Consider the following 16,314-nt stretch of genomic DNA (forward strand, 5'->3'; position numbering starts at 1 on the left):
TTGAAGTGGGGGATTCCTAAGTACGGAAGCCTATCGGCTTCTAATGGATTAGGCTATCCCGTAGTCCCTACGGTTAGAAGCCTTAGTGCTTCATTTTTAAGGTTTTGTCCTGCGTTAATATCTCTATCATGATGTGTGCCACATGAAGGGCACTCCCACTCACGAAGGTTGAGGTTCTTAACGTCTTTATTTTGATAGCCACAACAAGAACAAATTTGAGAACTGGCAAAGGTTTTAGAGACAACAATAACTTTTTTTCCATACCATTTGGCTTTGTACTCAAGCATAGTTCTAAACTGTATCCAAGAGACTTCGCTAATCGCTTTGGCAAGATGATGATTTTTGAGCATATTGGACACCTGCAAATCTTCAATACCAATCACATCGTGGTTTTTGATGATGTCGGTTGAGATTTTTTGCAGGTAGTCCGTACGTGCACAGGTGATCCGCTCATGAATTTTTGCAACCTTCATTCGTTGTTTACACCAATTCGAACCGCCCTTAGTACGTCTAGAAAGAATACGCTGAGCTTTCGCTAGCTTCTTTTCGAGTTTACGAAACCATTTTGGATGAGAAAATATCTCTCCTGTACTCAAAGTAGCCAATGCCTTCAAACCAACGTCAACACCAACGGAAGACCCTGTTTTTTCTAAAGGATGCACATCGGTTTCCACAAGAAGGGAGACAAAGTATTTCCCGCTAGGATTGCGCCTAACGGTGGCATTCAGAATACGCCCTTTTACATCACGGCTCTTAGCAAACCGAACAAGACCCAATTTAGGCAGTTTTATTTTGTGGTCAACAATGGCAATATTTCCGTTGATTTCTTTTGTTGTGTAAGACTGCACGCTATTCTTTTTAGACTTGAAGCGAGGGGGTTTGTTTTGTTTTTTGAAGAAGCGTGTATACGAATCCGCAAGATGTTTCAGTGAGGATTGAAGCGCAATGCTGTCCACTTCTTTTAGCCATGTCAATTCCTTTTTCAACTGTGTTAATTCAGCAGAACAGGTAGTGTAGGTTAATCCTATGCCCGTTTCTTTGTATGTATCCTTCCATTTTCCTAAAAAATGATTGAAAACAAAACGACTGCATCCGATTGTTTTAGCCATTAGAATTTTCTGTGCTTATTGGGATAGATACGGAATTGATAGGCCTTGTTGACTAACATTATTCTCACCTCTTTCATATAGGAACGTATATTCCTATTATACTATAGGTTAAGAAGTTTGGCTAGTGCCAACCGACATTTATCCCCACTTACTCATTGGGCTACGCCCCTCTTATGCCTAGAAGTGGGAGTCTTCTGTCGGAAAACGATAAAAGAACTGACTCACTCCAAGACTAGGACCAAACATATTTTTCTCATGAAAAACCCCAACTCATTCAAACTCTCTTGAATGGTTGGGGTTTTTTATCGTTCATGTTATTCTCTCGGTTCTTCGCCAATAATTTTAACTTCTGTTTCAAGTGTCACGCCAAAATGATCCTTCACGCTTTCCTGAACATGTTCAATCACGGATAAATAATCCTTTGCAGTGGCCTGATTCACATTAACGATAAAACCCGCATGCTTTTTAGAAACCTCGGCGCCACCCACACGGTAGCCTTGTAAGCCACTATCCTGAATAAGTTTCCCCGCATAATAACCCGGAGGTCGTTTAAAGACACTCCCACATGAAGGATATTCGAGTGGCTGTTTGGACTCTCTTAAAAAGGTTAACTCATCCATTTTTGATTTGATCTCTTGGCCGTTTCCTGGTTCTAAATGGAAATGGGCTTCTAGAACAATTAAGCCCCTCTTTTGTATTGAACTCGTTCGATAACTCAATTCTAATTGACCTGCACTAACCTTGGATATTTCTCCATCTTCATCAATGATTAAAGCACTTTCTAACACATCAGACACTTCACCACCATAGGCACCGGCATTCATATAGAGCGCACCCCCAACCGATCCGGGTATACCACAGGCAAACTCTAATCCTGTCAGGCTCTTTTCTAAAGCAAAACGAGAGGCATCAATAATTCTTGCCCCACTTTGCGCGGTGATATAGTGGCCGTCCGACTCAATATTCTTGAGTTGCGTAAGATTCAAAACAAGCCCCCGAATCCCACCGTCTCTTATTAAAACATTAGACCCATTGCCCATAATCGTAAGGGGGATCTCATTATTTTTGGCAAACGCAACGACGGTCTGAATATCTTCATAATTTTTCGGGAAAATGAGAAAGTCCGCTTGCCCACCGATTTTTGTATACGTATAGTCCTTTAAAAACTCATCCTGTTTTATCTCGCTATTTTTTAATTGTGTATTTAAATGTCGGAACACTTCTTGTTTTTCCATAGTTTACCCCTTAATTTCTTTTTCAAATAACATTCTTGTTATAACCATAAGATGAAAAAACTTAACATGATTCATTATAACTCAAACGGCCATAGCCTTAAAATAAAGTTTGATTAAAGTTCATTAACAAGACACGACACCATGCGTTACACTCGAAGTTGATTCAAAAATTTGAATTGTTACTAAAGGAGGTGATAATGTAATATTATTAATCAAAAGGAGTGGTTGATTGTGAGTCCATTGATTCCCGAGGTCACATTGAACGACGGTATGTATCTGCCCGCTATCGGTCTTGGTACCTATAGTCTTAATGGTAATGAAGGTGCTCATGCTATAAAAAGTGCTATAGATATGGGTTACAGACTCATCGACACGGCTTATAATTATGAAAACGAAGGAACTGTAGGTGAAGCGGTTCGACGTAGTACCGTTCCGAGACAGGAGCTATTGATTACATCCAAACTTCCCGGTCGCTATCATACATATGATAAAGCTATTACCACCATTCAAGAATCCTTATATCGGGCCCACCTTGATTATTATGATCTGTATCTTATCCATTGGCCAAATCCTCAACAAGATCATTATGTTGAAGCATGGCAAGCCTTAATTGATGCTAAAAAATGGGGATTAGTCTGTTCAATTGGGGTTTGTAATTTCCTGCCTGAACATCTTGAGCGATTAAAACGCGAAACGGGGGTCATCCCAAGCATTAACCAAATCGAGCTACACCCCTTTTTCAACCAGGAAAAACAAAGAAAATGGCATGAAGAGCATCATATCGCAACGGAGTCATGGAGCCCATTAGCCCGAGCAGCCACTATTTTAGAGAATAAAACGTTGCAACAAGTTGCCGCCCATCATCATAAGACCATCGCGCAAATTATTTTGCGTTGGCATTATCAACTCGGTGCGATTTCAATACCAAAATCCGCCTCTCCTCAGCGTCAACTCGAAAATATATCGATTTTTGATTTCTCTTTAGAGGATCAAGAAATGAGTGACATTTTAGCTCTTACTCGTTCTGACGGCAGAATAAACAATCAGGATCCTGCCACTTATGAAGAATTTTAGGGGGAATGAAGTGAAAATCCAAATTATCGGTGGCTCTGGTACGGGTAAAAGCACCTTAGCGAAATTTATAAGTGGGAAAGAAAAAATTCAGTGGATTGATACGGATCGTTATCTTTGGAAGGATGACACCTTTACAGAAAATCATCCAGTAGAAAAACGAATGGAACTTTATCAAAGAGACATGAGAGCAAGCCCTTGTTATGTTGCCTCGGGTTCAGTTTTTTCGTGGTATCCAAAAGGATTTAGTGACCGCGATCTTTTGGTCTTTCTGACCCTTGATGAAGCTGTTCGTATGGAACGATTACGAAAAAGAGAGATTGAGCGCTACGGTCATCATACGATGTGGCTTGATGCAAATGGTCACTATACTAATGATTTTATCGAATGGTGCAAGACGTATCTGACTGAAAAAGATCCAAGCGCGTCCGGAACTTATGCAGAGCAAACCTATCAAATCGAACATTCCAAAAGCCCTGTTTTACAACTCGATAGCTCAAAGCACGTTGAAGAACTCTACACTGAAATTTTAAGGCAACTAAGAACAAATTGACTGCCACCAAGTCATAGTCATAGAAGATAAACTTTTCCTCCGAAGCCTTTCTTCTTCGTCAGCCTATACTCATCTTTAGAAAACTGGACTTGTTGCCAAGACAAGTTATACATTCTGACGTTATTAACAAAAAAATAAACCCTCTAAATCGGATTCAGATTTAGAGGGTTTATTCTTACGGGCTTACCCTTCTAGTAAGCTGCAAGAATAAGACGTGCTCTTATCATTTATACTTGTACGTTACCGTTATAATTTTCAGCAAATCTTAAGATCGCATCAACACCACTTTGATAGCCTCCTGCTTCACGGAAAGATTCGCTAATGCGTTTTGCACCATTTCTATAAGAGGCATCATTTAAGACTGTGAAAACAGCCTCTTTCAAAGCTTCACCCGTCACCGTCTGTAAATCCAATTGAATACCTGCCCCCAGTTCTTCGACACGGTCCGCAACCATTGGCTGGTCACTCCCGGCCGGAAGCATTACCAGCGGAACATTAAAATAAAGCGCTTCATTGGTACTATTCATTCCGCAGTGCGTAATAAAAGCATCCGCCTGTTCCAACACTTTGAGTTGTGGAACATAAGGACGAATGATGATGTTATCAGAGGTCGGCCCAAGGGCATCGATATCCGTGTGTCTTCCCACGCTAAGGATAATATTATAAGGCTCGTTTTTAAAGGTCTGTAAAACCAATTGATAGAAATCGGGCTGATCGTTAAGCACCGTACCCATAGAGATGTAGATGAGAGGGTACTCTTTTTCAAATTTGAAAGGAAGCTCGCCCTCACCCTCCGTTCGCGAAGTAATTGAAGGTCCAATGAACTTATACTGCTCATCGGAAAAGCGCTCGTCATTCATTTGAAAAAATCGAGAGGTAAACACGAGGTTGAAATCTCCATCACAAAGGAGAGCCTTTGGAAAATCCGGTAACTCCATCTTATATTTATGTCTTAATTGTTCAATCATCTTCTTTAATTTATCAGAATCTATCATTGTCCTTAACTGGGACTTTTCTCTTAATTTTTTTAATCGCTCAGTAAACTTATCATCAAGAGCAAAAATAGACCAAGTCGAAATCGTTGGTTTATTCAGCAGGTGACCTATCATTTTCCCAGGTAATGCATTGGCATCATAGAGGACATAATCGATGTCATCACTTACTGTGTCCCTATATATATGATCAACGATCCCTTCAATACGTTCTAGAAAAGAAAAAATCCCATAGGGTGGTTTATCTTTTTTTGACAACTCCAGTTCAAAATCTAACGGTCTAAATTCTGCACCTGCATGTTCTAAACGCACTTTAAAAGGCTCACTGCAGTAATAGATCACTCTCTCCCCATGTCTCGTCAATTCCTTTACAATGCCTAGAGTCGGGTTCACATGACCCTCAGCCGGTAAATTAATATACAAATAGTTTGCCAACAAAAACACCTTCTCAAAAAATTAATAGGTTTGTCTACCCTTCTCCATCGTAAAGAACATGATGAGCCTAGGACAAGATGCAAAGGTTTTAGAACTTTTGTAACCTAGGAAAGGTTTAGATCGAGTGACTAGACTCAAAGTTTGAATAAAGATTTATATACAGCACTTACTCCTAATCCTCCCTTCTACTAAGAAAAACCGGGCGAAAAGCATGCCCGGTCCTTATTCAGTTGGGCATTAAAAAGCTTTTTTACCAAAATGCTTCGTCAGTATCAAGTGGATTGGAGCGAAAGACGCGAGACTCCTTCGGGAACAGCACGTGTCCGAAGATCCACTTGGGAAACTCGATTATCATCCCAAGTTAGCTGAGGCCACTAAGGACGATCGGCTAAAAACGTCACGTCCTGTGACGACGCCGACCCTACCCACATCGTGTGGGCATGAGGAAAGCGAGCGTTCTGGAGCGGAAATCCACACCTTCCTGATGACCAGAATTTTATACATTCTTATATTTTGAGAAAAACCGGGCAAGCGCCCGTTCCTCATATGGATATTGAAATAGTGTTTGTTAATAAAGGGCACCGTCAGCAACCCAGTTGATCTGAACGGAAGGCGCGAGACTCCTTCGGGAACAGCAACCAGCGTAACTTCACGAATACACTTCGAGTTGTTCCGAGAAAGCTGACTTCAAAGCAATACTTGTAGACGCAGGAACAGGGGTTTTTATTCATAAATACTTGGAACACAAAGAGTCTATTCCCAAGTTAGCTGAGGCCAGTAAGGATGATCGGTTAAAATCGTCACGTCCTGTGACAACACCGATCCTACCCACATCAAAAATCGTAAAAAACACGATTTTTCTGCGAGGATTATTCTCTTAGAAGCTTTCCTTAGTCCTGTGGGCATGAGGAAAGCGAGCGACCTGGAGTGGCGATCAACACAATAAAAAAACGAGAAAGGAACATCAGACATTCCTCTCTCGTTCTATACAATCAATACAATATAGTTTTTTGATGACACCCTTTAAGGCTGTGGAATAAAGGTGGAACAAAGCTGATCCAAAATGTCATCAGGCGAATACCCACGCACTTCCCTTTGAAATAAATAGGCATCACTTCTTAAAGCCGTAAGTAACATATCGGATCTAAACACATTGTTGGGTTGACCCCCGCTCCCTGTGTAGATCTCATCAAAAAGAGCGACGAAGAGCTGATGCAGTTCTTCATATAAAGGACCGTACGCTTTTCCAGATGTCTTTCGATGAGTAGACGCCGAATCCTCAACACCCTTAAGCAACTGAGCTTTACTCTCCCTGAAACGAATAAATAGGCTAAGAATCCCTTTTAACCTTGTTCTGGGTGGTTCTGTTTGATTCTCCTCTAAATAGGCATCAATATCCTCAAAGCAGAGAACCACATTATCTTTAATTAAGTCGAGACAGAGTTCTCCTTTATTTCTGTAACGGCGATAAAGTGTCCCCGGACCAATGCCAGCCTCTGCAGCAATTTGATTCATGCTCACTTGCTCCACACCCTTTTGATTAAAGAGCCTGAAGGCAGTGTCTAATATACGCTGACGATTCTCAGCCGCATCTCGGCGTTCCATTCGAGTATAAGAAGTCTTCCCATCCTTCATCATCTATCCCTCCTTATCTATGACGAACAACTTGACAAATGGAGACATCTCCGTTTATTATAAGTGGTAGAGTTCTCCACTTAATAATAACTTAATGAAAAGAGGTTGACAACATATGTCAAATAGTAAAACAGCATTACTCGTTATGGACGTCCAAAATGGTATTGTTCCACACATAGGGGACAATCTAGAGGAAGCACTCGCTACTTATCAGAAGGCCATCCATTCCGCTCGTAAACATGACATTCCTGTGATTTATGTGAGAGTGGGTTTTAGCGAAGGCTATCCTGAAATTAGCCCTAATAACAAAGGCTTCTCACAAATATCAAAATATGGTGGCATGACCGTCAATGATGACGCGACTCAAATCCACGAAGCTGTAAAACCCGAAGGAAATGAACCAGTTGTTACAAAATATCGCGTGAGCGCGTTTGCTGGTAGCAATCTTGAAGTGATCCTGCGTTCACAGCAAATCGATACGATTGTTCTTAGTGGCATAGCGACAAGTGGTGTCGTGCTCTCGACATTACGGGAAGCTGCGGACAAAGACTTTAAAATAAAAGTACTCACTGACGCTTGTTTTGATGGAGATCCTGAAGTTCATAAGGTCCTAATAGAAAAGGTTTTTCCCAAACAGGCTGATACCCTCACTGTTAATGATTGGACAAGTACATTAGATTAAAGCAAAAGGTTCTTTGTAGCTATTACAAAGAACCTTGTATTCATTTATTTGTCTAGACTAGGCGTGTAGATGAGAAAGAAGGAATCATTGTGTTCAAGCGCAAAAGTAAGACCATCGGAAGCTCGAGAAGTGATAGTCAATTTAATAAAAAACTCATAACCCCCATGGTTTTAGGGACTATACTCAATCCTATTAACTCGTCAATTATTGCGGTTGCTTTAATCCCTATTGGTCAGGCTTTTGGGGCTCCACCTTCACAAACAGCCTGGCTCGTTTCTGCTTTATATCTCGCCACCGCCATTGGTCAACCGGTGACTGGCAAATTGATTGATATGTTTGGACCAAGACTACTTTTTTTAATTGCGACATCTTTAGTCGGCATCTCTAGTTTAATGGCCGTTTTTGCTCCTAATTTTTGGTGGCTAGTAGCCGCCAGAGTCTTGCTCGGCTTTGGAACCTGTGCAGGTTATCCTGCCTCTATGTATCTTATCCGCAGTGAAGCTGAACGAACGGGCGAGGAGAGCCCGACGAGCATCCTTACCATACTGGCCATCGCGAGCCAGACCATTGCCGTCATCGGTCCGACATTAGGTGGACTACTCATTGATATCGGCGGATGGCAAAGTACGTTTATCATCAACCTTCCTTTATCAATCGCTTGTATCATCTTAGGCGCTACCCGTTTTCCAAAAGTCTCTAAGGACGCTCTAAGAAAAGATCAAGATATGCTGACCATCGATTTTATCGGGATGATCTTTTTTGGCTTAAGTTTAATTGCTGCATTACTTTTCTTAATGAATCCGAGTGTATCTAAAATTTATTTAATCCTCATTGCCATTATTGCCGGCGCTATTTTTGCTTGGCATGAATTAAGAACAAAGCATCCTTTCATCGATGTACGTGTGTTAGGTGGAAATACCCCTTTATTACTGACGTATGCCCGTAGTTTACTTGCTGCCACCGTTTCGTATAGTGTGCTTTATGGATTCACACAATGGCTCGAAAAAGGGAGGGGCTTATCGCCTTCTCATGCCGGCTTGCTGCTATTGCCGATGTTTTTAACAGCCATCATCGTTTCTAGAACTACCGGAAAAAGTCCAGCAATACATTTGAAATTGGTTGTCGGCAGCCTAGTGCAATTTATCGCCATGGCACTCTTACTCTTTACAAGTCATACGAGTAGTCTTATCTTTCTTGTCATCATTATCTTACTTTTTGGCATTCCTCAAGGGTTATTGAATTTGGCGAACCAAGGGGCTATCTATTTCCAAGCGGCATCCAATCAAATCGCAGCCTCCGCTGGTTTGCTAAGAACATTTATGTACATGGGCGCTATGCTCGCTTCCTGTGCCAACGGACTATTTTTAAAATCTGATACCATTACCAAAGGGATGCACGAGCTCGCCATATTTTGTGTCATCATTGGGATTATCCTAATTATCATCACCTTATTCGATCGCTCCTTAAGTAAAGTAGGAAAACAAACTAAAACCTCGTAAAAATGTTTTAAAATATATAGAGGTAACCAGCTCTTATGACCATCGCCTACTCACCTCGCCCCATCATCAGTAGGCGATGTCCCTTTCTCTAGTTCTCTCTTAATTCGGCGTTTAAGTACAAATTAGCTTACATTCCCCTGTGTTAATTGATGTTTATAAAGCGTTGCATAAAACCCGCCCTGCAACAACAGTGCTTCGTGCGATCCTTGTTCAACCACTTCTCCATTATTTATCACTAAGATATGATCAGCGTCTTGAATGGTACTGAGCCTATGAGCAATAACGAAGCTGGTTCTCCCTTTCATTAAAGTTTTCATGGCCTCTTGAATATGGAGCTCTGTTCGAGTATCCACGCTACTTGTAGCTTCGTCTAGGATTAAAATAGCAGGGTTAGCTAGTACTGCACGAGCAATGGTTAAAAGCTGTCTTTGCCCTTGACTTAAATTACTGCCTTCAGCATTTAATTGTGTTTCATACCCATTGGGAAGCCTGCTTATAAACGCATCAGCATTAGCCAATCGAGCAGCTTCCTCCACTTCTCGGTCCGTAGCTGCCAAGCGACCGTAGCGAATATTTTCCCGGATTGTCCCTGAAAAAACGTAGGCATCCTGTAAGACCAATCCAATCTGTTGTCTTAAAAAATGTTTATCGAGGGTATAAATGTCTTTGCCGTCGATGAAAATTTGACCGGATTGAATATCGTAGAATCGTGAGAGTAAATTGATAATCGTTGTTTTCCCAGCACCTGTTGGACCGACCAAAGCGATCATCTGCCCAGGAGAAGCATGCAAGGAAAGGTTCTTAAGAACAGGAACATCCGATTCATAGCCAAAATTCACCCTATCAAAGATGACCTCCCCCTTAACTTCTTTAAGAGATACTCCCTTATTTTCTTCTAACGTCTCTGAAGCCTGATCTAAGACTTCAAAGACGCGTTCCGCTCCCGCAATCGCCGATTGAAGCAGGTTATATTGATTGGCTAATTGATTGATAGGTTGGCTAAATTGATTGGAGTAATTAAGAAAACTCACAATAATCCCAATGGTAATGAGATCGTGGTAAGCAAAAACCCCACCGCATACCGAAATAACAACAAAGCTGAGATTACGCATAGTATTCATCATCGGACCCATTGATCCGGAAAGACTTTGGGCCTTTATACCGACTAAACGTAGTTTTTCATTAATCTCTTTGAACTCCTCAATAGATTGCGCTTCCCTACCAAAGGTTTTAATCACCCTTAGACCTGATATATTCTCTTGGACAAAACCATTCACTTCACCAAGATGTCTTTGTTGTTCAGAAAAATACTGGCGCGTATATTTTGTCACCTTTTTTGTAATAAGAGCCACCGTTGGTACTGTTAAAATGGTGATGAGTGTCATCCAAAGGCTGAGGCTTAACATCATGACAACACTGCCCACTAATATAAAGAGACTGGAAATCAATTGCACAACTGTTTGGTTAAGTGTATTTGAGACATTTGCAATGTCATTGGTCGCCCGGCTCATTAATTCTCCATGTGTCTTCTGATCAAAGAAACGGATAGGTAAGGCTTGATATTTGTCAAATAAATCTTGGCGCATGTCTCGGACTGTATTTTGAGATAAACTCGAGGCCACATATTGCTGAATCCATGTGAACAAGGCGCCAAGGAAATAAACGCCGAATAGGATAAATCCCATTCGTATCAACCCATGAAAATGATGAGGAACAATATAGTTATCAATGGTTTTTCCTATTAAATAAGGGCCTAAGAGCATTAAACAAGAGATAAGGGCTGTACTAATGACAACGATAAATAACCCTCGACGTTGAAGCTTTAAATAATCCCAAATTCTAAGCAAAGTCCCCTTAGCATTCTTTGACCTTACATGCTGAATTTCTCCCGGGCGCGGCCCTCGACCAGAGTTAAACCCCATTTGAGAAAAATGGGCTGTGTTTTTACTTTGATGAGAAGGATTGTGTTGAGCCATAATATGCCTCCCGCTTACCATATTGAGACCTATAAATGTCTTGATAAACTTCACATGTTTCCAATAGCATTTCGTGCGTTCCTATGCCAACAATAGATCCTTCTTCTAGTACAATGATCTTTTGAGCTTCCATAACTGACGAAATGCGCTGAGCAATAAGGAAGGTCATATTTTCCTCCATCACTTCTTTTAAAGCGTTCCGAAGTCGTCTCTCGGTTCCAAGATCTAAGGCACTTGTACTATCATCTAATATTAAGATAGGAGGCTTAATCAGTAATGTCCTAGCGATAGAAAGCCTTTGCTTTTGTCCCCCAGATAAATTGACCCCTTTTTGGCCAATTTTAGTCTCGTAGCCATCAGGCAATCGGGTGATGAAATCATGCGCTTGAGCCATTTTAGCCGCCTCCTCAATCTCAGCTTGTGTCGCATTCAATCGTCCAAACGATAAATTATCTCTGATAGAGCCAGAGAATAAAAAGGCATCTTGGAGGACCATCCCAATCGAGTGTCTCAATTCTAAAAGAGAGTATTCACGAATATCGTTGCCATCAATCTGAATAGACCCAGAGGTTACATCATATAGTCTTGGGATCAACTGAACGAGCGTGGATTTTCCAGAACCTGTGGATCCAATAATGGCGATGGTTTCACCACGATAAGCTTCAAAAGTGATGTCCTTTAACACCTTATCCTGTAATTCATCTGAGCCATTGTATGTAAAGTCAACATGATTAAACTTTATGTGTTGACCTAATATAGGAGAGGAGGATTCTGCCATCCTATTTTCAATTTTAGGTGTTGTTGTTAACACTTGATGAATCCGCTTAGCAGATACATTGGCCTGTGAGACATTCATAAGCAATCCACTGACCATTAGTAAGGAAGATAGGACTTGGGTCACATAGTTAATAAAAGCCACCAAATCCCCGACCTGAACCGTGTTCATCCATACCAAGTTCCCTCCATACAGGAGAATAGCCACAAGGCATGCATTCATAATTAATGAAACAATTGGGGAATTCAAGGCAATAAAACGCGCGGCTCTTATGGAGACCCTCGTATAATCACTATTCACTTGCTTAAATTGCTTCTTTTCATAGTCATTTCTTACAAAGGCCTTGACGACCCGGATCCCTGCCAAATTCTCTTGTATTCTTGTATTCACTGCATCGAGCTTAGCTTGAACATTTGAGAAGAGTGGGAAGGAAAATCGAATAAGTCCAAAGAGCACAACGACTAAAACGATTAATGTTCCCAATAGAATGAGACCCAGTCGCAGATTCATTAATAACGCCATCACGACACTACCAATCAATAGGCTGGGTGCTCGAACGAGGCCTTGAAGAGCCATTTGTAATAGGTTTTGAACCTGAACAACGTCGTTTGTTATTCTTGTAATTAAGGATCCCGTCTTTAAGGTATCAAGATTTTCAAAAGAAAAGGTTTGTATTTTTTTGTAAAGGACTTCTCGAATATCTGCACCAAAATTCTGTGAGGCGCGACTGGCAAAAAGATTACACCCAACCCCCATAACTAACGAGAGTAGCGCCACCCCCACCATTAGACATCCCACACGCTCAATGAGACTAAGATCCCGTTCTACAACTCCAGAATTAACAATATAAGCGGCTAATCTTGGTTGAAGCAAATCAAAAAACACTTCAAAAAGCATAAAGAGCGGCCCAAGCATGACAAACTTCCAATACGGCTTAATATAGGCTTTTAATCCCCACATGTAGATATCTCCTTTCATTCTATTTGTGTAATGAAAAGACTCCGCTAAGAATTTAATCCATCCAAGTAGTCACCTCTAAAAAAGACGTCCTTTGTTTCGGGACAGGTGCTTCCTCTGGATATCCAATATAAACAAGACCAAGAATTTCATCATTGTCTCCTAGACCAAAAGCTTTTTTCATTCTAGGATGATACATCGGTGCTCCGCTACGCCAAATAGCACCTAATCCCATCCCGTGTGCTCCTAATAAGATATTCTGAATGGCCGCATATGTCGCTGCACGATCCTCCGTACGTTCAATCTCATCGTGGCTTCTAAATGACGTTGCTACGGCTACAATTACAGGCGCGCGTTTCGCCTTCTTCTGTTGAGTGGTTGCAATTAACGTACGTGATTCACCCGAAAGATCCGTCGCCTTTTCAAAAGCAATATCTCTATAGGCATCCCCTAGTACCCTACGTCCGTCACCTTGCATCACAAAGAATCGCCAAGGCTCAGTCATACGATGATTGGGGGCATACGTGGCAAGCTTAAGTAATGCTTCAATCTTTTCTCTGTCTACTGGCTTTTGTTTCACTTTCCCAATACTTCTTCTTGATTCTATTGCCTGTAATAGATGCATATCGATTCCCCTTATCTATGGTTATATAACTCTAACTATTTGCATGCGTAGACTCTGAACTTCTTAAGTCATTCTCCGTCTCCATCATCAGCCAGCCTTTTCTTTTGGTTGGAAACTTGTTCGTTACCTTCTCTTTCATGGAGTTCGAAATGCTTCGTATATTCCTCTATCACCATTTCAATCGCCTTTAATTCTCCAAGAATGACCTGTTTAATCTCTTGAAACTCCGTTGACTCTAATTGTTGTCTTAATGTGTTGTATTTAACGTTCAGTCTTTCTAAAAATTCAAGAGCCCGACCTCTTCGAAATGTTTGAGCCCCACGATGATGCTTTCCTTTGCACCCACCTTCTCGATGATCCTTCCTGTGGTTGGCCAAGTCCTTCATTCTTACACACTCCTTTGCATACATTTGTATACGCTATTTCTATGCATAATGTATACAAATGTATGCAATTTGTCAAATTATTTTTAAATAAGAGTTAATTAAACCCTTCAATCTGTGAAGAGTAAGGCGGCCCTTAATATCAAGAAATGACTGAATTCACCCTGACCTAAGAAAATAAATCCTGACCACCATTCTTGTCCTTATTCTGTCTTCCTTTAAATACAAAAACCCCTCTGGATTCTGGGATCCAAAAGGGGTTAATCTCCATCGTTTAAGTTCAAAAAGTATAAGGGTATTAAAAAACCCTTCAAGGGAGCCGTCTGCCTCCCTGTCAATGTGGTTTAGAGGTTAATGGTAATCTCATATTCTTTTAACCACGCATTTACTTGTAATAAATAATCAAGGACATGCCTAGCCTGCTCATCAGTAATCTCTTGATCTTCTCCTTGAGCAATTTGCATGAGGCGATCGATTTTAACAAAACGTCTCAAAGGTGACTGAGGATCCTCAAGAACGGTGACCATCATTTGCCCAATAGCCTTAAGGTAGGTTTGATCGTTCGTACTAGGATAGCCACTCTTTCTGCGATTGCGCACCTCATCAGGAAGGTAGGGCTTTAAAGCTCGACGAAGAATCCCTTTTTCAATATCGTCTATACTTTTTAATTCGTGAGGGATATTCCAGAGATACTCAACAAGACGATAGTCACAGAAAGGTACGCGAACCTCAAAGCCTGTCATCATACTCGCCCGATCTTTTCTATCAAGCATAAAGGTTAAAAATCGTGTAATGAACATATAAGACATTTGCCGTTGTTTGCGATGTCTGTCATCCTCATTTTCTAATAGTGGGACCTCAGCCAGTGCTTCTTGGTACCTTTGTTTTTGATAAGCCTTTAACTGCAAACGCTCCTTCCACTCGTCCGTGAGAACATCAGCAATAAAGTCTATATTAACTAACCAAGGGAAAGTCTCTGCATCTAAGAACTCCGGCTGATGGAACCAAGGATAGCCTGAAAAAACTTCATCGGCTGATTCACCCGACAGGGCAACGGTGGCTTGCTTCTTCATCTCTTTAAACAAAAGATACAGGGACGTTTCTAGTTCCCCAATCCCTGGAAGATCCCGCGCTCTCATAGGTATTAAAAGATTCTCAGCTAGCTTGTCGGCGCCTATAACTATCGAGTGATGTTCGGTTCCTACATACTCTGATACTTTTCTTACCCACGGCTCATCACGATCACGCCTTAGAAAATCCTCTTTGAAATCAGCTTCATAGTTAACAAAATCTATGGAATAAGTGTGCAGCCTCTTCCCTTTTTCTTTGTATTCTTGCCCGGCGATGGCTGTCAGTCCACTCGAATCTAATCCACCTGAGAGCATCGATACCAAAGGCTTATCCGCAATCAATTGATGTCTGACAGTATCTTCAAGCAGTGTCCTGATCTTTGATACTGTTGTGTCAACATCATCGGTATGTGGCTGACTTTTCAATTGCCAATAAGGGTGTGTTACCTTTTTTGAAGAAGTGAAAAGGGCATAATGTCCTGCCCGCACCTCTTTGATCCCTTTAAATACAGCTTGTCCAGGCGTTCTTATCGGGCCCATGCCAAAAATTTCCGCAAGACCCTCCCTATCCACTTCTGCGTGCACAGCCGAATGAGACAATAACACTTTGATTTCTGAGCCAAAAATAACAGAATGCCCCACCTGAGTATAAAATAACGGCTTCACTCCCAGATGGTCGCGCCCAAGCATGAGGCGCTGTACTTTTTCATCCCAAATACCAAAAGCAAAAATCCCATTGAAGTGGGTGACACAATCCTCCTGCCATTCTAGATAGGCATGTAATACAACTTCAGTGTCTGAAAGCGATTGGAAAACATGGCCTTTTTCTTGCAGCTCTTTCCTTAATTCACGGTAATTATAGAGCTCCCCATTGTATGTCAGCACGATCTTATCATTCCCGTGCTCATAAACCATGGGTTGTTCGCCAGCCTCCGGCGCAATCACAATTAATCGCCTATGACCCAAAGCAGCATGTCTGGATAACCAGAAGCCTTCTGAATCTGGTCCTCTGTGCGTGATCGATGCTGTCATCTTTCTCAATACGGCATGTTGTTCCGACAAATCCTTTTCCCAATCAATCCAACCTGCAATTCCACACATGTTCTTCTGCCTTCTTTCATCAGAAAATTACATAGCAAATGCTAAAGGTTAAAGCTTAAAATCTCAAATTATCCACCTCAATATTCAAAAAATTAATGAGATAGTCCTATATGAAACAAAATGAATAAGGATAAATCGGTAAAAATTATCTAAGTCTTTATTACGAGGGATTATTTTAAATTTACAAGAGAAATTATATGTAAGTAATTACACATA

Annotated in this window: 12 protein-coding genes and 1 pseudogene; 4 read left to right on the plus strand and 9 right to left on the minus strand. The window is 41.2% G+C overall.

Going from position 1 to position 16,314, the window contains the following annotated elements; translation table 11 throughout:
* Window positions 1-53: 53 nt before the first annotated feature.
* Window positions 54-1,168 (minus strand): annotated as a pseudogene (tnpB, locus tag IEV91_RS05180) (IS200/IS605 family element RNA-guided endonuclease TnpB).
* A 255-nt stretch (window positions 1,169-1,423) separates the two neighbouring features.
* The gene (gene murB, locus IEV91_RS05185; protein ID WP_188496348.1) at window positions 1,424-2,344 is read right to left on the minus strand and encodes a UDP-N-acetylmuramate dehydrogenase; all 921 of its coding nucleotides are present in this window, start codon (window positions 2,342-2,344) and stop codon (window positions 1,424-1,426) included.
* Between the two features lie 231 nt (window positions 2,345-2,575).
* Between murB and IEV91_RS05190 the strand changes: the two genes are divergently transcribed.
* A complete protein-coding gene (locus tag IEV91_RS05190) occupies window positions 2,576-3,418 on the plus strand; it encodes an aldo/keto reductase (RefSeq protein WP_188496349.1) in 843 nt (280 codons plus the stop codon).
* Window positions 3,419-3,428: 10 nt separating this feature from the next.
* Window positions 3,429-3,968, plus strand: a complete 540-nt coding sequence (locus IEV91_RS05195) for an AAA family ATPase (RefSeq protein WP_188496350.1) — start codon at window positions 3,429-3,431, stop codon at window positions 3,966-3,968.
* 227 nt (window positions 3,969-4,195) lie between these two features.
* On the opposite strand, the gene IEV91_RS05200 is transcribed toward IEV91_RS05195, so the two are convergent.
* Window positions 4,196-5,395: a macrolide family glycosyltransferase gene (locus IEV91_RS05200; RefSeq protein ID WP_188496351.1), complete on the minus strand. Its 1,200-nt coding sequence runs from the start codon at window positions 5,393-5,395 to the stop codon at window positions 4,196-4,198.
* Window positions 5,396-6,418: 1,023 nt separating this feature from the next.
* Window positions 6,419-7,033, minus strand: a complete 615-nt coding sequence (locus IEV91_RS05205) for a TetR/AcrR family transcriptional regulator (RefSeq protein WP_229745416.1) — start codon at window positions 7,031-7,033, stop codon at window positions 6,419-6,421.
* Between the two features lie 112 nt (window positions 7,034-7,145).
* On the opposite strand from IEV91_RS05205, the gene IEV91_RS05210 reads away from it, so the two are divergent.
* Together IEV91_RS05210 and IEV91_RS05215 are read left to right on the plus strand one after the other, a co-directional pair.
* Window positions 7,146-7,712 carry a cysteine hydrolase family protein gene (locus tag IEV91_RS05210; protein ID WP_188496352.1) on the plus strand — a complete coding sequence of 189 codons (567 nt, stop codon included), beginning with the start codon at window positions 7,146-7,148 and terminating at the stop codon, window positions 7,710-7,712.
* An 89-nt stretch (window positions 7,713-7,801) separates the two neighbouring features.
* Entirely contained in the window at window positions 7,802-9,211 is a 1,410-nt protein-coding gene (locus tag IEV91_RS05215) for an MFS transporter (protein WP_229745417.1), read from the plus strand.
* Window positions 9,212-9,333: 122 nt separating this feature from the next.
* Here IEV91_RS05215 and IEV91_RS05220 read toward each other — a convergent pair whose 3' ends face one another.
* The 5 genes from IEV91_RS05220 to asnB all read right to left on the minus strand — a co-directional run bounded on the left by IEV91_RS05220 (window position 9,334) and on the right by asnB (window position 16,098).
* Complete coding sequence (locus IEV91_RS05220) at window positions 9,334-11,187, minus strand: ABC transporter ATP-binding protein (RefSeq protein WP_188496353.1); 1,854 nt, start codon at window positions 11,185-11,187, stop codon at window positions 9,334-9,336.
* The gene (locus IEV91_RS05225) at window positions 11,156-12,922 is read right to left on the minus strand and encodes an ABC transporter ATP-binding protein (RefSeq protein ID WP_188496354.1); all 1,767 of its coding nucleotides are present in this window, start codon (window positions 12,920-12,922) and stop codon (window positions 11,156-11,158) included. The genes IEV91_RS05220 and IEV91_RS05225 overlap by 32 nt, the downstream gene beginning before the upstream one ends.
* Window positions 12,923-12,974: 52 nt before the next feature.
* A complete protein-coding gene (locus tag IEV91_RS05230; protein ID WP_188496355.1) occupies window positions 12,975-13,544 on the minus strand; it encodes a nitroreductase family protein in 570 nt (189 codons plus the stop codon).
* A 68-nt stretch (window positions 13,545-13,612) separates the two neighbouring features.
* Complete coding sequence (locus IEV91_RS05235; RefSeq protein ID WP_188496356.1) at window positions 13,613-13,930, minus strand: hypothetical protein; 318 nt, start codon at window positions 13,928-13,930, stop codon at window positions 13,613-13,615.
* A 341-nt stretch (window positions 13,931-14,271) separates the two neighbouring features.
* On the minus strand, window positions 14,272-16,098 hold the full coding sequence (gene asnB, locus IEV91_RS05240) for an asparagine synthase (glutamine-hydrolyzing) (protein WP_188496357.1): 1,827 nt from the start codon (window positions 16,096-16,098) through the stop codon (window positions 14,272-14,274).
* Window positions 16,099-16,314: the final 216 nt, after the last annotated feature.

Origin of the sequence: Pullulanibacillus pueri (assembly GCF_014639255.1) — a bacterium.
Lineage (GTDB): Bacteria > Bacillota > Bacilli > Bacillales > Sporolactobacillaceae > Pullulanibacillus > Pullulanibacillus pueri.